We start from the raw sequence: 19268 nt of genomic DNA, 5'->3' as shown, positions 1-19268 counted from the left end.
GTTTGTTACCTCCAAATCTCATGCGTGTTAGATAATCCTGGACATTGCCAAGCCCTTAGCGTTCTCTCTACATCTATCTCAAGCCCCGTGGTTAGAAAATTGCTACGTATGTTATATATTCCCCACTGAATAAATTGACCATAGTTGTATACATAATTTGATGCAAGCATACCTTGACTGACTTGTGTTCTGGAACATAGGTAAGATGATGTGTAAAGTAATGTTGCAACTGTTTTTCCTGCTGGAATTTCCACATTACCAGATCCAGCTAACTTGCTATCAGAACTCGTGTATTGGTAAACATTTTTCCATATTATTCTTGAAATACTTGATTTATTAGAATTGGTATTATCTGGTGTTCCCACAAATAGTCCTGCACCCCCATACTCCGTACTAGAATATGATGATCCAACAAATTCTATTGTTTTATTTATGTTCACATTCGTTGTATTTTTTATAAATACTACTCCAAGTGCAGCATATGGGTAATAGTATATCTCATCATAACTACCCGAAAAACTTTTTATGCATAACTCTCCGTAAATAAATGTTCCTTTACTTCCCTCTATAAAACTTAGTTGTCTTGGCCGATAAAAACTAACGTAATCTGTATTGTACGTATGGCTACCTGCTAGTAGTTGTAACATATAGTCAGTTTTTGTTATATCACTACTCCACTTTCCAAGCTCTGTCGTAAAAGTTCCGTGGCCAAAATAATTATTTTTTCTGCCAAGTACACCAAATAAGAAAGGTAATGACCCTGGTTCAACCATGTTGCGCTTTCTTATTTCATTTATAAGAGACACTTTTAACTGTTCATCCCGAGTTTTTACCTCATTTATCAGGGATGTTTTTAATTGGTTATCACGAGTTTCTATTTCCCCAATAATTGATGAGCCAGATGGTACATTATTAACAGCACGAAAATCTTCTACTAAACCTTTAAGACCATCTTTATGACTATTACTAATGCTATTTATTGCTGCAATATTGGCATTCTTTCTCGTATCAAGTAGCGACAAATTTGTTGTTCCTTTTTCATCAATTCTCTTTAATAACTGCTTCTCTGATTCAGAGATCACTGCTAAAGAACTAGCTTTTTTATTATCCAGATCAGTTAAGTGTTTTTTTGCACTATCAAGAAGTTCTTTTAGCTTACCATCTGTCATCTGTACAATTTCAGAAACTGCACTTTTGTCGACTATTGATTCCAATGCTTTAGCAAGATATGCTAATTGATCTGGTGTACTGTTTTCTGCTAAATCCTTAAGTCTTTTTTGTAGTGCATCAATTATTTCTTTTATTGTGGTCATTTGTACAACGTTGGAAATAGCTTTTTTATCTGCTATCAATTCCAGCGATTTTGCAAGATATGCCAATTGATCAGGTGTGCTGTTTGCTGCTAAATCCTTTATCCTTTGGTATATTGCTTCTTTCATTTCCAAAAATTTAAAAAAGTCTCAAAATTAAACCGCTCAAAATTACTCTTAAGTTGATTATGCTCATCTTCTCTTTCGGTAATATCTTCATCTATTTTCTCAATTGTGGTACGGATACGAACAACATCCTGCACAGCAATATTTTCTGGATGCGGTAAAGGATATCCACGCCTTGTTTTATCATTTGGCATTTTTCTTATGTTATAACAATCCGCAAGTTTTTTACCCTTGGCCGATAGATAACCGTACCACTTAAAACCAATTTTACCCTTGTTTCATTGCCATTAAAGTTTGTCAGTATGTGGACTCTCTCTACCCAATTTTCTCCAATTGGTTTTCCTGATGTTAAATTTACTAATTGCCAATCCACATTTTTTTGCACATACGCTTTAACATCTGCAGTGCCAGGTATCAGCGCATCATATGTTATGGTAATCTTAGTGTTAGCTCCTGCTGTAATGCTCCTAGTTACATAATCTCCTTTTTCCCCTATATTACCCATAACTAGCTGTAACCCAGGATATAGCACTGGACTTTTTTCTTTTGACCCTTTTAAATTTGCCTTTACTGTTAACTCTCCAGATAGTCTTTCACGCAGCGCGAGCGGCAAGTTATCAGATAGAAAATTTTCTTTTCCTTCTTCATCTGTCAGAATAAATTCTACATTGGTATCAAATGCTACTTTTTCGACGTTCGTCAAAACAATTAAATCTGATACATTATTTACAGTAACTTTGCCCAGATCAACAACATGAGAAACTTCACTAAATTTTGCAGCTAGTAGTCGAAACGTTAAATCTAAATTTTGATGTGGAGTCCAGGTGCTTGCATTGCTTGATGACAGTAATACTCCTACTTGATATGGCTGGCTTGTTACCCAACGGCTATTTACTGCATCATATTTGCCAAGTTCTGCTATCTTTACTGCAGTACCAGGATCATCAGTAAGCAGTACTATTGCATACTCCTCTCCTGCATGGCAAAACACTGGTGACCAAGTTATACGTGTTGCTGTGCCATCTATCTTTATATCTTTTGGCTCAATATAACTTTCAGCAATGACAGTCTGCGAGGGCATTCCCACTGCTGTTTCTCTAATCTGCACAGCAACACGTTTTTTGCCGTTATTTACAAACCATAACTCTAGACCTCCTATGTGTCTGCTCTCATTTAAAGTAAATGTTTGCGCTAATGGATCAACTCTTCTTGCTGCGATCACTCTTCTTCTTTCCTCTATGGTAATAGTTTTTTTACCAGTATAAGTTGCCTCTCCATAGCTTCCTTTATCCCCATAAAACTGTACTAATTTAGTACCTGCTGGAATGTTTGCTGGTACTTTCACCTTTCCCTTTAATTTTCCCTGGTTGTTAGCTCTTTTTTCCACTTTTTTTTCCTCTATGCCATAGGTATAATAGAAATGCCATCAAATTTTATTTCCTTAAGCTTTTCATCTGGCTCAAAACCTTCAATTTCAAAATTCTGTACTGCTTCTCTCATAAATTCAGTTTCGTATGAAGTACTTGACAGCAGCTCTGTCGTTTCTTTAGCATTAAATACTCTGGTTACTGGACTTTTCCAATTTGTTTTTACCTCCGTCCAGTGATCAATGTTTTTATTTAGAGTAATTTGTGCCGGGACTGGATCAAAAGCTTGATATGGATTGATCTTTTCTCCTTTAGTCTGTAAAAGCTGCTCCAGTACCGGTTCAAGTTCATATGGCAAAAGATATCTTTCCCCACCTTTTTCAATATCTGCAACTTCTACATCTATTGGCAGAACTAGCTCTCTATTTACTATTGCTGCAAACTGCGAAATTCCTTGATCACGCATATCATCATCAAAGAATGGGTCAACAAATACTCCTTTTTTGGTGGTAGGTTCTCTTGAATTTGCATCACTGCGTAGACGTTCCTGTGCAACAAGAGCATAAAGATCATTTATTCCTTTTTTCATTGCTTCAAGCTCATTCATCGGTACAGCATGAATAGCATTATTCACTATTTTTACCCCTTCGCCTTTTTTCCACGTCTGATGAATGTAGCAGAGCAAAAGTTGTCCGCTAGGCGCTTTTGGCATCGATGGTCTCCAAGAGTGGGAAATTCCTTTTATTCTTCTTACCACCCCTTTGCTATCGATAGTAATTAAATCATAGCGGGGCATTTTCCAGGTGTAATCAATCAAAACCAAGCTGTTATCAACTGCTCCTTTTACTTTGCATCCCTGTTCACTTATATCTTCAGGACTTACATGAGTACGACAGCGGTAAGTTATTTGATAACTACTTCCAGGAGCTGGTTCTTTACCTGGTAATGACCAATCAACGTTTCCTGCGTTTAATTTGTAATCTATACTATTTTCATAAATAACATTGCCTTGTTTAACTTGAATAATCTCAAGTACTGCAGAGTCAGGTATTGGATCAACAGCTCCTGAATATGAACCATGAGTAATGGTAATGGTTTTTTGAACGGTTATATCTACTTTTTTGATTTCACTTATTGGAAAATCATTAACTTTAAGTTCCATTACTCTTTGGCTATTTGGCTGAAAAGTATGTGGTTCTGATTCAACTGCTTTTATGTCTGGATCTTCATCAAAAGAAACACGAATACTGTGAGGTAACTCAATTTCATAGCCATCAACATGAGCTTTGCCCTCATTAATCACAAATATTTTTTTTCCTCCTTCTCCCTCTTCCTTTTGCAGGAACATTACTTCAAGACCATTTACGACGTAGGAACCATTTGCTTCTTTGTCATAACGAGCAAGAGCAGTAGTTACTATATTTGCTTGTGGTGGCGGTGAATGTTCTATTAATACTCCATTTTCAATGTTATAAATTGGATAAAATTCTCCATTTACAGAAAAAGGGGAAGAAACACCTTCAGATTGATAACCCCAAATGGTGGAAACTTTAAGCCTTGCAGCTCCTACTTCCTGATAGTTTCTTGTACCAACAGCAGGATCACGAAGATTTTCGTCCTCAAGTTCTGTAATGGTAGATTCTAGATAATAAACACCTATGCGAACTATAGTACTCAGTGGAATAATAAATTCTTCTTTTTCGACTTTTCTAACTGCTCCACGAAGATAGATTTTTCCTGATTCAAGCGTAACTTTACCAGTTTCTCTATCTATAATACAATTGCTTCCTGTTATAACATCACCATCACGAAATATTGCATCGCCTATGCCTTTAAGCTTAGAGAGAGCATATTCTTGCGTCTCGTTTAATTCTGCTGACTGTAGACCTCTTCCTGCTAGAAACAAGCTTTTTTCGTATTCTTTGTCAGGATTAAAGCGATTATAATAATTTTTAAGTGTCATTTTTTTCTAAAACGTTACAACGAAGGAAAAAGTCTCTCTTGTAGCAGAAGTCCTGATTAATGGTACTGTATGTTCCAAAACCAATAAAATCCCATGGTCTTCTATATCTTGTGGTTCAAAATACCTTTGTCCAGGAGGCAATGTTTCTTTTACCCTTGTACCAACCATAACTCCTAGTTCCCTTATCACTTGATTTGCTGCATCCGTGAAATCGAAAGTAAATTTAAGGTACAAATTATTGGTTGGTACATTTGAGGACCTAAACCTTCCAGAAGGAGTTACAAGTTCTCCATTCTCATCACCTGTGCAGAAGAGAACCTCATCTGCAGTACGTCTGCCAAGTTCATTCAAGAGCTTTATAGAATTTATAGATTCAGGTGGTGTGCTTTGAGTATATTCTACAGTAACTGCACTATTTGCCGTGATAGAGCTATTTTCCGTAAGTTTTATTACACCACTACTGCTATCAACTGTATAGTCAACACTTGACTGATACACTGTTTGTCCTGTAAAAACCCTTACATCTTTAATAGTGTGGTGATCTAGAGCTATTTCATCCTCAACAAAAACTTTTTCGACCTGATGGCTACTTCCAGAGTTTGCATCACCACTGCCCCAGGCAAGATGTATCGGCTGCTCTTTTATGCTTGCTGCTATTGCTGCTCGACCTGATTGTGTAAGAATTGACATTTCCCTTTTTACGCAGACCTATTACTTAATATATACATTTTTCATAGTTGTATGTTTAAGTGAAAGAAAAATATTTTTATCAATTTGTTTTCTTAAATCTTTGTTATAATTTTTACCGTTGACTAGTTTTTGAATTATGTTAAATGTAGCGTATTATATTACACATAATATATGGTTAATCTTTATCCTAGTAGAGAATTCTGGGAGAGTAGTTTGGAAATGCCAGTAGATCATTGGCTGACTAGCTTTCAAAATGAAGAAATACGTAAAAATTGGCTTTATTCTCTTTCAGGTAAACAACTAAATGTTATTTTTCAGTATTCCTTTACACATAAGCAAAATGGCCAATTGTTTGAATTTCATAAACATGATGATATTTCAGTTCAAGAACAACGCAAAATGCTTATAGGTTGCTCAGACTCTTTGTTCAGCTATTATCTACTTAGCCACTTCAACCATTCTAAACTTGAGTCTGCTGTTGTTGAAGTAGCAAGGTCTATTTTGACTGAAGAGTTGATCACAAACTTTTTATGTAAAAATAACAAACATGATAAAAAATCCTTAATTTTTGTTTTATTTCATAGTGACCCAGAATTAATCAAATGTGTTTACCACTTTGATAAAGTACAAAAGAGAGGATTTTCATCTTTTACTTTACAAAATTCACCAAGGCAGATGAAAATTCCATTTAAAAACTTTATATCAAAAGAAGTTACTCACCGATTACTACAAGAATACGATGCTGAAAAAGATGATGGCTTTGAAACTCAACTACAAGGGTTTTTCTATCACCAAAATCGTATATATGTGTTTATACGTCGAGCTAGCGATAAGGACCTACTCTTCAATTCAAATCGTATTATCCATGGATATAGACCAAGTTGGATTATTCTAGATTTTTCACTTCATGGTAATCAAGTAAATCTGTGTGCTAAGAATTTTAATGAAAGCCTAAAAATAGCAAATAGTATCGTAAGTAATTATTTTGAATGTGAATGCTTATTTATCGACATGAAAGACCAGAATTGTACACTTCTTGTTGCAACATTCTTGAAATCTTCCATAGAAGGTACTGATCCTAATATTTGTCTATTTGAGGTAAAATTTCGTTCAACTCAGCTGAAAAAAGACACGTACTTAGTTGTAGTTACTAATCCAGTTAACTCAATTGCTAGGGAATTACAAATGCTAAAACTAACAATTGAGCAAGACAATTCACTTGTTGAATCTATTCGTATTGTATTCCAAGAGAAGAAAGTAACTCTGTTCTTTAAAAGAAATGAACATTATACTATTATTTATTACTCAGAGCACATACTTAATAAAAAAGAGCGTGAAGATTTTAAATCATTAATGAAAGAAACCTATGGACTTACAATCCTCCCAAAAGCAAGCTGTTGCAGATATTCTGAGATCTCATGACTCTTGGATTGATCTTAGTAAAGCTTATTTAGAAACTGCATTGTGGTTGTCTGACCTCAGCTTTATTAAGCTAAAAGAAGTTGATTTTATTATTTGTTCCCGCATAGAAGACCATCTAGATTGGCCTAATGTATTCTACCCAGATTGTAATAATGAAATTCCTATTAGTCGAGATTTTGATGAAGAGTGTGATGACATGATTTGTGAAGATTGTTGTCGCTACATTTTACCAAATACACATCAAAAACAACGATTTCACCTACTATCAACCAATCTTAACTTAGAAAAAATTGCAAGTTGGTTCGAGGATTTATTAAGCGGCTCAAGATTAATCTGGCGAAGAGCAGCAGAAGGAGTTTACCACATAAGCAGCCAAAGTAGTATAGTAAGTGTAATTATTCTTGACCTTTGCACTGATGCAGTACATTTAACCGTAGATAAACTGAGAATTCAGCCCACTATCCTAATTACGGTAAGAGAAAATATACCAAACTTGCCACTAGTTTTACCTATTGTAAAAATGTCTGATCTTTTTTGTGAGCATAAAACTTTAAATGAAATACTTTGTGAAGCAGCTATACCAGAATTAATTGCTAATGTTTCTACGCAAATATTTCCCATTATTTCACTAAAGGAAGTTAAACCTAAATTACCAAAAAAGATTCTACAACTAAAGTTTTCGCATGGTGTAGTTTACATTAATGACATTGAAGTAGTAAATAAACGAGCTACGTTGTGTGTTAGTATTTTTCGTGTTTTATTCAAACAATTCCTTAATGATTTTGAAAATGATGTACCGTTAGAGAAACATATACCCCTTAGCATTGAAAAAATAGCAGACCGTTTAACTTTTCATTCAGAAATCACAGATTTAGAACAACAAATAAGATATCCTCTGAATAAAATGCAAAGAACGATAAAAGAAAAACTAGCCAATCAATTGGGATTAAGCATTAAACGTGATGATGTTATTCAAACCATTGGTTGGCCAGAATTAACTTGTAAAGAACACGGTTATCGTCTTAACCCCTTTACTCTTGTGTTGAAAAAGTAAATTTCTGCTTCACCTCTTGTATTTCCTTTTCTAATTTTCATTTCCACAGTTACCTCAGATTTGATGGCATATTTTTATTCTCTATGAGCTTTAGCCTTCCTACAACGACAAAGCTTTTTGAAACCCTATTCTTTTGCATACTAAATACCGCAAACTTGTGAATACCAACTGCCATTAACCTTACTGATAAACCTTGTCGGCAAGGACTGACCATTTTTTGACTCAAACATCAACTGGCGAATATTTTCCTCTTCGATTGGTTTTAGCATGAGCATACCAGAAGTATAAACATTTCTTAAACTGCTCGCACCACTTAAACTTTGAAAAGGATTTTCCTTAGGAAGCTTTTTATTAACATTGTGAGTTAAGATAACTCCTGCACTTGGATTAATTGTAGAACGTAACTTTTCGACTTTTTCCTGCAAAAAGGAATACATAACATTGTTGTCATTTTCATTTTTATAGTTAAAGACATTGCGTAAAGAGTCAATAACGATAACATCTACCTCTGCTGGGTTGAAAAATTGTTTTACGGTATTATAAACTTTACTCTCGTCAAGTAGTAAATTAGTATCAGATGTAATAGCAAAGTTATTGGCAACTAAGTTCAAAAGTTTGCTGTCAATCTTAAGTTGTTGTAGTCTCTCACGCATATAGTGATAGCCAACATCAGTTTGTAGATAAAAGATTTTTAGAGGTTTTGCTGGTACCATATCAAAAAATGGAATACCTGCTGACATATTAGCAAGCCAAGAAATCAAAAAATCAGTTTTCCCACTTTAGGAGTACCACCAAGTACTAATAATCCACCTGGTATTAAGATTCTTGGGGAAATTATATCTTTTGGTATTGGTGACTTATCGTTTAAATACTGCTTTACAGAAAAAGCTGAGATGTTTTCTTTAACTACTGGATTGGCTGATATTAACAGCTGGTTTATATCTATTTCTTCTACAATAGAATCAAGAGCACTCCATCCACTCTTTTTACCTTCTGGAATGTTTAGAATAGAGCACTTTAGGTTACTCAGCTTATTAGCTATTTTTTCAGCATACTGCTTACCTACTTCATTATTGTCTGGCCAAATGATGATCTGCTTTCCATTAAGAGGTGAAAAGTCTGTCTGATCAATTGAGTCAAACATCACTGTTGTTGCTGTGATACCATGATTTGTTAATTTTTCAGCACATTTTTCGCCTTTTACTATAACTACTCTGTCTGATTTTATGATTTCAGGAATGTTGAAAAGTGGCTTTGAATCACTACTGCGTGTTTTAGTATTCCAAGCATAATAACTGTTATCATTATAAAGATAGACATAAATAATGTCTTTGCCGTTTTCATCACGGTAAATGAATCTTTCAGCATTGAGCCATTTTGATATTAAGCCAATAACGTCAAAAAGTTTAGTTTTACCAGTAACAAATGCCCAAAGACTGATGATATCTCCACTTTTACCGGTAACTAGGCTAGACCAATTTCCTGCCTTCATGTCGACTACGATTTGGTCCTTTTGTAGATCAGCAATACAAAACTTCTTTTTATAGAATTTTCCATTAGGAAAAAGATGAGAAATGCATGCTTTAATATTATGAAGTAGCAGTGATCTAATTCCTAAAACATCTTCAGAATCTTTCCACAAAAAGTTTTCTGTAATACTCCAAAAATCCATATATCCCCCATATTTACTTTTTTACTATTTTTTTACTTTTCAATTTTTTAATTCCAATTAACTGTTGCCTTCATAAAACTCGCGTAACTACCATATTCTGGAGTAATCACTGAGATGATCTTATTTTTTTCACCATATCCACTAGTTTCCGTGCCAATCTTAACTAAACATTCCAGGCCATTTAGTTCTGAAATGGATTTAATTTTACGGGCAAGATTTGCTTCTTCTCGATCATCATGAGGATAGATATTGCGAGCTGACTCCAAAATACTCCTAATCATCGAACGACCTATTTCTCCCCAGACATCTTCTCCATTTTCGTTGAGTTTACTCCCTTGAATACCAAAGATTTGATAGATCTTACGTTTTGAGTATGGTCCTTCTACCACAGTAAATTCGAGATTTAAGTAAATGCTGCCAGTATTTTTACTTTTCGTGAGTAAGCCATTTGGTTCATGGCCTCCAGGACAAATTTTAACCAATACTTTTACTATGGTACCCGCTGGTATTAAACTACTTCTTGGTTTAGCAGTATTAAAATCAGTTAAAAAATCTGTTAGCATATTGTTCCCCATAAATTAAGTAAAAAAAAAGAATCAGCTGCTCCATTGGTCTACAAGCTCCCAACGGCCATTTATCTTATCGACAAGCTTGCTTGCCACACGTTCACCATTACGCAGTTCAAATACTATCTGACGTACAGTACTTTCTTCATCATGAGAAAACATCACCATGCCAGTACTATAAAATCCCCTCAAAGAACCAGCACCGCTTAAACCCTGAAATGGATCTTCTTCGAGCATCTTTTTTGATAATTTTTTTGTATGATGAGTAAGTACAATACAAGCATCTGGATTGACAGCACTGCGTAGCTTTTCAAGAGTCTTTTGCAGAAAAAACAGCATAGCACTATTGTCATTTTCATTTCCATATTCACTGCTAAAGATGTTACGTAATGGATCTATGGCCAAAACATCAGGTTTAAAGCGTTCATTCACAATTTCCTTCATTTCACTTATTTCATCATGATTAAATGATAAGTGCACCTTTGGCGTAATGATTAAGTTGTTAGCAGCTATATCCAAAAGCTCCTCATCAAGTTGAAGTTGTTGCAAACGTTCTTTCATATATTCATATTCAATTTCAGTTTGCATGTAGAAAATTTTCAAAGGTCTACTTGGTGTCATGCCAAGAAATGATCTACCAGCAGCCATGTGGACAAGCCAAGAGATCAAAAAGTCACTCTTGCCAATTTTAGGTGGGCCACCTAGTACTAACAAACCTCTTTTAGTTAGAATTCTAGGGGAAATTATATCTTCTGGTATTGGCGATTGATCATTCAAGTATTCTTTCACACTGAAAAAGGGAATTTTTTGACCGATATTGAAAAAGCTTTGTTCCATAATAATTTCTCCAATTTTTAATTAAATAATAGAAGCCAAGGTTTTGGCTTTAATTTTCGCAAGTAATTTACCTAAATGCGGTTCTTCAACCATATTCAGGCAGCCACTGCGATCTTTAGCGGGATATCCCCAAGAGTTAATAGTCTGACAGACAAATGAACGTTTCTCTGTACCATCATCTTTCTTGATTCCAACCATACTGATTACTTCATCAACAATACCTGGAATTTCACTAGCAGTTTTAGCCCCTTCACATTGAGGTAGCCAGGTTGAACGATTACAGTCATCGAGATATTGACCTAGTGTGCCAACTATGATGATGTCTTTATCTCTGATGTGTTGAAATTGATTGAGCCAAGCCATCATTTCTTGAGCAAGCATTCCGTAAGCAGCTCTCATGTCTTGCTTTCCACTTCTTTCAGAAAAAGCTTCAGGTTGCATTTTTGCCCATAATAGACATAAACGTGAAGCAACAGTTATACTATCTACAAAGATGCATCGGTATTTAGAAACTTCAGAAAGAAGATCTTTATACTTGCCAGATACATGTTCATGGTGTCTTTGGCTGTATGCTTGATCAGATTTTAGTGCAGGGTTTGGCCCACCAATAAGACAAGCAATATCTCTGGCCTCATTCCAAGTGCGCATATTGATAGAATCCCCTTTCCAGTCTTGTACAGCTAAAAGTCCTGCTTCAAAATCAAGACAAAGTGTTGGTTCATTCAAAGTTTTAAGCAGACTGGTTTTGCCGATTCCATAAGGTCCAAAGATTACTACCTTTACACCTGTTACTATTTTTACCCTTTCTTTGCTGTTTATTATTTTTAAAGTCATATATCGCGGCCCTCCTATAAGAGTTATACTAGAACTGTTACTTGTTGTTTGATTTGCTAAAAAAAATTTTTTATGTGCCGTCTTATTCGTTGCAAAGTGTTATAAACTGTTGTGCGTGGTATTCCATTTATTTCAGCTATTTCTGGAACACTGAAAAATTCCAGTTGTCTGCATAGTACTTGCCATTCTTGGGGTAGTGTTGAGATAACATCGTTCACATCAATACGAGTTGTGATTTCAGTGATAAAACGACATCTATCATCAACTACTTCATGTAGATCATCAGGATCAACATAGAATATACCTTGTCTGCCACCACGTTTTTTACAGAGTTGCTTATTGATTAAATTAATAGCTCTACACTTAACAAGTTGACATACAAAGGTAGAAAAAGAGCTTCTACTTTCGTCATATTTCTCAATAGCAGGCCAAATCATACAGAAAAGTTCTTGCTCAATATCTTCAAGACTTTCATGCGCAAAACACTTTAAGTTCTTTATACATTTTGCGTAATGTCTAACGTACTTGACAATTATGGGATCAATTCCTGAGTAAGAATTCTTTGATTTCATTGAAGCTCCTTGAATAACTAACTGTCAAGGATGACCTTTATGGACGGTTAATTGCAGGTTCAGAGAAATTTAAATAATTGCGGTACGATTTTTAACCTATTGATATTCGCTTGCTTTTTTTTGAGAATAATTGCGGTAGCATTTAAAATAATGTCGATGTAAACATTAGCCTTCAAAACTTGAATAACTCTTATATAAGGTTGTTTGTGGTTTTATTATGAATATCGACTCTAAATCTTTAAATGATAAAGCAGAACTATTGCTTAACATAAGATCTTGCCTTTTTTACCTTTTACCAAGAGGAATTTTTCGTGGTGATAAGTTTTACGTAGGTGATGTGCATGGTAACAAAGGAAAAAGTCTGGTAGTAGAATTAAGTGGCAGTAGAGCTGGGTTATGGAATGATTTTGCAACTGGAGAAGGTGGTGACATTATCGACCTTTGGGCAGCTGTGCATAGAAAGAATGCAAGGACAGAGTTTCCTGAGGTAATAGCTTCAATAAGTGAATGGCTCGGAAATAATAAAAAATACAGAGAGAAACAATATGTTGATGAAGACTTCGAGAAATTTATTACCCACAGTTGGAATTATTATGATGAAAATGGCCAGGTCATTGTAAAAGTTTACCGTTCTGATCCTCCTGGAAAGAAAAAAGTATACAAGCCTTTTGATGTCAAACAATCTAAGTTTGCAGCACCAGAGATAAGGCCACTCTACAACATTCCAGAAATCTTAAAGTCTGATAAAGTTATTCTGGTTGAAGGAGAAAAATGTGCAGAAGCGCTGATAGAACAAGGAATTGTAGCTACAACAACAATGTCTGGAGCAAACGCAGATGTTGATAAAACAGACTGGTCGCCCCTAAAGGGTAAACATATTATTATATGGCCAGATAATGATGAAGCAGGTAATAAATACGCAAAAAATGCTGAAAAAAAGCTTTTAGAGATCGGAGTTGAATCACTTGTTATTCTTAATATTCCACAAAATAAAACAAAAGGCTGGGATGCTGCTGATTGTGTGTTAGAAGGAATAAGAGCTTCTGAGTTTATTGAAAGGAGGTTAAAGAAAAATGATAAACTCAATATTTTAGATTGGAATCTCAGCCGTTATTTAGGTGAAGTACCAACACAAAAGTTCCTAGTTGAAGGGTTATTTCCTTTAGGCGTTACTTCAATAGTAGCTGCTATGGGAGATACAGGCAAAGGAATGCTACTACTTGATTTAGCTCTCAAAGTTGCAAGTGATACAGATCAGATCTGTGGTTTTGGTTCGCTTGTAAAAGAGCACGGATCAGTGGTAATTTTTTCAGCAGAAGATGATGCAGATGAGATACATCGTCGCTTAGAACGTCTTGATCCTGAAGGTAATAGAGCAAAGTACCAGGATCGTGTATTTATTGTACCTATGCCAAACACAGGAGGACCATTTTCTATAATAAAAACCAATACGCGTGGTAAATGTCCTGAAACTTCAGAAAAATTTGAAGGTATTAGCGAACAATTAAATGCAATTGAAAATTTAAAACTGATTATTTTTGATCCATTAGTATCGTTTGTTCATGCTGATATAAATTCAGATCCAGAACTTGGGTGGTATTCAACAGGATTGCTTGCAAGTTTGGCAACTGAAACAGGAGCGACTGTAATTGCTGCACATCATATGAGAAAACCTAAATGTGGATCAATTACAACCGTAGAACAAGCAAGAGATGCAATAAGAGGTACAACTGCACTTGTTGATGGAGTTAGATGCTCTTTTGCATTATGGCCTGCACTAGTAGAGCATCAAAATTCAGTGTGTAATACACTAAAGCTTGAAAGAACTCATAGTAAAATTTATCAGGGAGCAGTGGTTAAGTCCAATGGGGCAGCAGACAGAAGTGTAAGAACTTATTTGCGTTCATCAACAGGCTTGCTAGAAGATATATCTGAACAAATTAATGCTATTAAGTCCTCTGATGAAGAGTTAAAAAATATACTTATTCACTACATTAAACTTTCAGCCCACGAAGGCCATCCATTTACGCATACAGGTGGTCCTGGAATTTTCAAACAACGGCATAAATTACCACCTATGTTTCATAATGTTAGCAGACATAAACTTGAACGTTTAGTACAGAGTTTACTAAATGACAATAGGGTAGTAAAAGGTATGGCTGCAGATTCAAAAGAAGATAAGTGGCTTGATGTTCCAACTGGTCCTTTTGCAAGAGGTGAAGGTAAATTTAAGCTGGGTGCAGGGAAATTCAAAGTTGCTAATAGTCTTTAAAAACAGTTTACAGCCATCAGCATAAATCTGCTATAATAAAAGGTTAATTACAAACTTGAAAAAACTTTTATTTAAAAAATGGGTCATACAAAAAGCATTTAAGCCAAACTGGGAATACAAATTTCGCAACTATAGGCAAGCTTGATGTATTTCATTACTTTGGCTAGGCCGATCTGAGTTTTATAGTTTCCGTGATTTCCGGCAAAATTTCAAAATAAGGAAACAGAAATATAATACACCTAAACCATTGAAATTCAGTATTTTTATCCATTTAATATCTATAAGACTTTATCTTTCCATTTCCAAAAGACTTAATGAATCAGATCGCCCTAAAACCCGCTACAGTAGCTAGCTTTCCACTTTCCGAAAATCTTATATATTATTATAATATGTAAATAACACTATACATATATATATACTAATAACAAATAATAATAAACAATATGAAAATATAATGAGGTTAACTAGAATTAAAGTAATGCTTAGGGGGTGAAGAAAAAAGAAGTTAGGGGAACTGGAAAGGTCTTAAAATATTCATAAATACAAGAAATAGCTTTTAATGCGGATTTAAAACGATTCTATGACTTTGGGGTACAATTATACCACCAAGACCTAAGTTGCTTACGTAGAATAGCTTAAAACTCAATTACAAGGGACTTCTAAATTATTTTCTACTTTAAATTTTTACTTGTTATAAAAAAACTTCATTTTAGTTTATCACGTCTTTTATTCGTTGTAAAATATTTTTTCAAACAGGCAAAGTAGTCGTCAACTGATGTTTGAATTACGTATGCTATTCCATCAAAATATAAATCAATAACTGCTGGCATATCAGAGGCTTATAAATATGGTCATAAGTTAGATGCAGAACGTTCTCGTAGACATTTTTACACTTGTGTTGAAGGTATGGAAGAGAAAGTTACAAACCAACTAAATAAGGATATTACAGTGTATGAAAAGATTTTACCAACCGATTACAAATCGCCAGAATATGGAAGTATTGTGCCAGTTGAAGATTCAAACATTTGGCTTTACTATAATTAGATCTCAGCTACAATACCAGACTCCAGAACTCTTCAGTCTTGGCAGAATCTGGTGCAGTTTATGAGATCTGGTACTTTCTGCTAGCAAAAAAATGATGTATTTTCAATAGTTTAAGGGTTGACAGATTTCTGAGCTGTAATCTGGTTTAGGTGGCAAAAAACTTAGGAATATTGAGGGATTTTGACCAGTTTTCAGTTTCCAAAGTTTTCTATTATTATATAATAATAAGTAGTATGAATTAACATATACTACTTTCATCTTACTACTCAAAAAACTTAACTTCTGCGAAAAGGTAAAAGCCACTACAATTAAGTTTCAAAGCGATTCTACAACCCACCAAGACCTATACAAGATAGCTTAAAACTCAATTAAGAGGCATTTCTAAATTGTTTTTTACTTTTATGAAATTTAGCTCTAAGTTTTTACACTTTTTTGATCAAGACTTTTCTTTTCTTCCACCAATTTATCAAAGTCTGACTTATATGACTTATCCTGTGTTTTTCTAAATACCTCATATTCTTTTGTAGCTAGGGCAATTGCTACTTCATGAGAGGTTTTGCCATAATTCCGTAATATGTCTTGCTCATTAAATCTTAAAAATGCATCAAGTTTCTCTTTCCAATCCTTCATATACATTACTTTACCCCTGGCAGCTTGAAACTCTGCGTAATCTATATACATATTTACTATTCTGTTTAGCTGAGCAATTTCATTTTTATCTAAATAGTTTTTTGCTACTTGTGTGTCAGAAAGAAAGATTTTTCCCTTAGGCCCCTTACGCCAATTTGTTAATCCCATATTAGGTTTACTTCTATCCACTCTGTTAGCAATAATTTCTGCTGCTGTATTTCCAGTAATAGCAAAATGCAATTTATTCTGCACTATAGCAAAGAAATTTTTCGTTTCAGTTGAACAGCTTATACCAATTCCTAAAAATAAATAGACGAATAAAGAAAAATTTCTAAAATAGAATAATTTAAGAATTAGTGGGGAGTTATGGCAGGAAAAAGTAAAGCAATAGGAGAAGAATTATATAATAAGTGTAACCTGGAATTAAAGAAGCACGGCATAAGAGGAGAGATAGGAAGAAGATTACAGGCAATAATATCTGCAAAAGAATATGGAATAACAAAAGTTGCTCAAATATACCGAATTACTAGAACTACATTGATGAAGTGGATTACAAGATTTAAGGAAGGAGGAGTCAATGCGTTTAAAATACAACCAGGACGTGGAGTAAAGCCGAAGTTGAGCTACAAGCAGCAAGAAGAAATTAAAAATGTCATAGCAGAAGAAGGAGCCAACCTAACGGCTAAGAAATTAAAAATCATAATTGAGAAAATGTTTTCTATTGAGGTAAGTAAGTCTACAGCACATAGACTGATGCAAAAGTTAGGTTTTTCGTATATTACTCCAAGGCCTGTGCACAATAAACAGGATAAAAATAAACAAGAAGAGTTTAAAAAAAAATCTTAATGAAACTATTGTCACGTATCCCGAAAAAGAGCTATTTTTCTTCGATGAGTCGCGGTTTGGCACACATTCAAAGATTGGACACGGGTGGTTTAAAAAAGGCATTAGGACACAGGTTAAGGTAAAATTAGGTAGGCAAAACTTTTATCTCTATAGTGCAGTTAATCCTAGAAATGGAGAGAGTTCTAGCTTATTCGTACCAAACGTCAATACTGATTGTATGAATATATTCCTTGAGCAGATGTCACAATATTTAGGAACAAGGGAGGCATTTCTTGTTGTGGATTGTGCAGGATGGCATAGATCCAAAGGTTTAAAAATACCACAAAATATTACCTTAATCTATTTACCTCCATATTCACCAGAGTTAAATCCAGTAGAGCGTTTATGGCAATATTTGAAAGACAATCTCATTAAAAATAGAATATATGACTCTGTTAGTTTATTGGAGGATACTGTATGTGCATTCATTCGTAATATTACGGAAAGTTCGATCAAAACCATTTGTTCTGTGAGTTATTTGCCTACTTATTTATGAGATTTGGTATTACATAGTCTACTGAAGTTGCGTAAATATCTGTGATTTTCTGATAAGCCATACGCTCACTTGCACGAATTTCTCTAATTTCTTCAAGCAACTCATCAAAAAAATGAGTATCAAATCTAGAGCCATTTTTAAATCTATTGCTATCAATCACGAAACCTTTGAAAATATACTTCTTTAGCTTATCAGTTGCCCATGTACGAAAAGCAGCACCACGCTCTGAATTGACACGATAACCAACTGATATCACAGCCTCTAAATTGTAGAAAACCACATCACGTTTTACTTCTCTTTCTCCCTCTTTTTGAACTATCGAGGATTCCTCGGTAGTTGAGTTTTTATCTAGTTCTTTACATAGATAAATGTTCTTTAGATGCAATGAAATATTATCAGTTGAACAGCCAAATAACTCAGCCATATGTTTCTGAGTAAGCCATAGATTTTCATTTTCAAATCTAACTTCAATACATACCTTTCCATCATCTGTTTCATAGAACAAAATTTCATTATGATTTCTGTTCATACACTCCCTTTAACACCCTTTGAAAAGCAAATAAAAAGTACTACTAATGATTAGATTGATATAAGTAAACTTACGTGTAAGTTTAACATCGTTTTTATCCATTGTAAAGAAACAATTTATATGAAGGAGAAAACTCACTTTGCAATAGCTTTCATAAGTTCCTTGTATCTCTCATCTTTTTTTATTGAGTGTTCCCAGAAAACCTTTAAATTAGCTGATAGCAAGAGAAACAAAGTGTTTGCTAAGTTGCGTAATTGAGAAGAAATAACTTAACTCAAACAAAAAAAATTTAGTGCAAATCAAATTTCCAACCTCATTTCTAGTATATATCTGTTAAGAGGTAGTTGAAAGAGCTACTATAACGTAGACAACCTTAATCCATATACTTCTTAGGAGTAGCACATGATTCTCGAATTTCCGTTGTTGGCCAACAAAAAAACTATAAACCGCTTTTTGATAGTACGTTCGAGGAACCAAACGATATTTTGGAATCAGTGCTACTTATAGTTTTAAATAATGTCAACCCTAACACTAGATCTAGGCAAACAAACCGGCTGGGCAATTCTAACAGATGGAGTAATTGAAAGTGGTAGCAAAAGCTTTCATGGTAGCCGTTTCAGTGGAGGCGGAATGTGCTTCTTAAACTTTCGTAATTGGCTTAATTCTTTGAAAGACATTTCTGCAGTGTATTTTGAAGAAGTAAGAAGACATCTAGGAACTGATGCAGCGCATTGCTACGGTGGTTTTCTTGCCGTTCTATCTGCTTGGTGTGAAGAACATCATGTGCCGTACAAAGGTGTTAATGTTAAAACTATAAAACGCTTTATAGCAGGCAAAGGCAATGCAAGTAAGAGTGAAGTTATTGAAGCTGTAAAGAAAAAAGGTTTTTTGCCTAAAGATGATAATGAATCTGATGCTTTAGCATTAATGTTTTACGCTATGAATCTCAGTAAAGATTTTAACACATTAAAAATACCGTAAAAGTGGGTCCTTTCGGCC

The 19268-nt window shown here is 34.5% G+C and carries 19 protein-coding genes; 6 read left to right on the top strand and 13 right to left on the bottom strand.

Annotated elements, in window-relative coordinates; translation table 11 throughout:
* Nucleotides 1-5 precede the first annotated feature (5 nt).
* From AAGD99_RS08000 to AAGD99_RS07980, 5 genes are read right to left on the bottom strand one after another with little or no spacing between them, the layout of a single operon-like run.
* The gene (locus tag AAGD99_RS08000) at nt 6-1439 is read right to left on the bottom strand and encodes a hypothetical protein (RefSeq protein WP_341823100.1); all 1434 of its coding nucleotides are present in this window, start codon (nt 1437-1439) and stop codon (nt 6-8) included.
* On the bottom strand, nt 1436-1630 hold the full coding sequence (locus tag AAGD99_RS07995; protein ID WP_017532579.1) for a hypothetical protein: 195 nt from the start codon (nt 1628-1630) through the stop codon (nt 1436-1438). Before AAGD99_RS07995 ends, AAGD99_RS08000 begins: the two co-directional genes overlap by 4 nt.
* Before the next feature lie 5 nt (nt 1631-1635).
* Entirely contained in the window at nt 1636-2823 is a 1188-nt protein-coding gene (locus AAGD99_RS07990; protein ID WP_341823099.1) for a hypothetical protein, read from the bottom strand.
* An 11-nt stretch (nt 2824-2834) separates the two neighbouring features.
* Nucleotides 2835-4766, bottom strand: coding sequence for a DUF4815 domain-containing protein (locus AAGD99_RS07985; protein ID WP_341823098.1), 1932 nt, complete (start codon nt 4764-4766; stop codon nt 2835-2837).
* Between the two features lie 6 nt (nt 4767-4772).
* Complete coding sequence (locus AAGD99_RS07980) at nt 4773-5456, bottom strand: hypothetical protein (protein WP_341823097.1); 684 nt, start codon at nt 5454-5456, stop codon at nt 4773-4775.
* A 219-nt stretch (nt 5457-5675) separates the two neighbouring features.
* Here AAGD99_RS07980 and AAGD99_RS07975 point away from each other — a divergent pair, with 219 nt between their 5' ends.
* Nucleotides 5676-6878 (top strand): hypothetical protein, encoded by a 1203-nt coding sequence (locus AAGD99_RS07975; RefSeq protein ID WP_341823096.1) that lies wholly within the window; start codon nt 5676-5678, stop codon nt 6876-6878.
* Complete coding sequence (locus AAGD99_RS07970; RefSeq protein ID WP_341823095.1) at nt 6823-7932, top strand: hypothetical protein; 1110 nt, start codon at nt 6823-6825, stop codon at nt 7930-7932. The genes AAGD99_RS07975 and AAGD99_RS07970 overlap by 56 nt, the downstream gene beginning before the upstream one ends.
* Nucleotides 7933-8072: 140 nt before the next feature.
* On the opposite strand, the gene AAGD99_RS07965 is transcribed toward AAGD99_RS07970, so the two are convergent.
* The 6 genes from AAGD99_RS07965 to AAGD99_RS07940 are packed head-to-tail and all read right to left on the bottom strand — an operon-like array spanning nt 8073 to nt 12413.
* Nucleotides 8073-8693: an AAA family ATPase gene (locus tag AAGD99_RS07965; RefSeq protein WP_341823094.1), complete on the bottom strand. Its 621-nt coding sequence runs from the start codon at nt 8691-8693 to the stop codon at nt 8073-8075.
* Nucleotides 8690-9604 carry a hypothetical protein gene (locus AAGD99_RS07960; RefSeq protein ID WP_341823093.1) on the bottom strand — a complete coding sequence of 305 codons (915 nt, stop codon included), beginning with the start codon at nt 9602-9604 and terminating at the stop codon, nt 8690-8692. The genes AAGD99_RS07965 and AAGD99_RS07960 overlap by 4 nt, the downstream gene beginning before the upstream one ends.
* A 47-nt stretch (nt 9605-9651) precedes the next feature.
* A complete protein-coding gene (locus tag AAGD99_RS07955; RefSeq protein WP_341823092.1) occupies nt 9652-10167 on the bottom strand; it encodes a hypothetical protein in 516 nt (171 codons plus the stop codon).
* A gap of 33 nt (nt 10168-10200) precedes the next feature.
* Nucleotides 10201-11007, bottom strand: a complete 807-nt coding sequence (locus AAGD99_RS07950) for an AAA family ATPase (RefSeq protein WP_341823091.1) — start codon at nt 11005-11007, stop codon at nt 10201-10203.
* Between the two features lie 21 nt (nt 11008-11028).
* On the bottom strand, nt 11029-11841 hold the full coding sequence (locus AAGD99_RS07945; RefSeq protein ID WP_341823089.1) for an ATP-binding protein: 813 nt from the start codon (nt 11839-11841) through the stop codon (nt 11029-11031).
* A 56-nt stretch (nt 11842-11897) separates the two neighbouring features.
* Nucleotides 11898-12413: an RNA polymerase sigma factor gene (locus tag AAGD99_RS07940; RefSeq protein ID WP_246111594.1), complete on the bottom strand. Its 516-nt coding sequence runs from the start codon at nt 12411-12413 to the stop codon at nt 11898-11900.
* 217 nt (nt 12414-12630) lie between these two features.
* Between AAGD99_RS07940 and AAGD99_RS07935 the strand changes: the two genes are divergently transcribed.
* Both AAGD99_RS07935 and AAGD99_RS07930 read left to right on the top strand, forming a co-directional pair.
* Nucleotides 12631-14685: an AAA family ATPase gene (locus AAGD99_RS07935; protein WP_341823088.1), complete on the top strand. Its 2055-nt coding sequence runs from the start codon at nt 12631-12633 to the stop codon at nt 14683-14685.
* A gap of 906 nt (nt 14686-15591) precedes the next feature.
* Nucleotides 15592-15729 (top strand): hypothetical protein, encoded by a 138-nt coding sequence (locus tag AAGD99_RS07930; RefSeq protein ID WP_019236431.1) that lies wholly within the window; start codon nt 15592-15594, stop codon nt 15727-15729.
* 414 nt (nt 15730-16143) lie between these two features.
* Here AAGD99_RS07930 and rhuM read toward each other — a convergent pair whose 3' ends face one another.
* Nucleotides 16144-16650 (bottom strand): RhuM family protein, encoded by a 507-nt coding sequence (gene rhuM / locus AAGD99_RS07925; protein ID WP_341823229.1) that lies wholly within the window; start codon nt 16648-16650, stop codon nt 16144-16146.
* Between the two features lie 75 nt (nt 16651-16725).
* Here rhuM and AAGD99_RS07920 point away from each other — a divergent pair.
* A protein-coding gene (locus tag AAGD99_RS07920; protein ID WP_341822214.1) for an IS630 family transposase occupies nt 16726-17740 on the top strand; the annotation gives its coding sequence in 2 pieces (ribosomal slippage) (nt 16726-17190 and nt 17192-17740; 1014 coding nt in all).
* Here the strand turns inward: AAGD99_RS07920 and AAGD99_RS07915 are convergent.
* Nucleotides 17727-18269 (bottom strand): virulence RhuM family protein, encoded by a 543-nt coding sequence (locus tag AAGD99_RS07915; protein WP_341823087.1) that lies wholly within the window; start codon nt 18267-18269, stop codon nt 17727-17729. The genes AAGD99_RS07920 and AAGD99_RS07915 overlap by 14 nt on opposite strands.
* A gap of 516 nt (nt 18270-18785) precedes the next feature.
* Between AAGD99_RS07915 and AAGD99_RS07910 the strand changes: the two genes are divergently transcribed.
* Complete coding sequence (locus AAGD99_RS07910; RefSeq protein WP_341823086.1) at nt 18786-19250, top strand: Holliday junction resolvase; 465 nt, start codon at nt 18786-18788, stop codon at nt 19248-19250.
* Nucleotides 19251-19268 lie beyond the last annotated feature (18 nt).

This window comes from Wolbachia endosymbiont (group A) of Clivina fossor (assembly GCF_964026865.1).
GTDB lineage: Bacteria > Pseudomonadota > Alphaproteobacteria > Rickettsiales > Anaplasmataceae > Wolbachia.
Note: the sequence above shows the minus strand (reverse complement) of the source record. Positions and strands in the feature narration are given on the sequence as shown.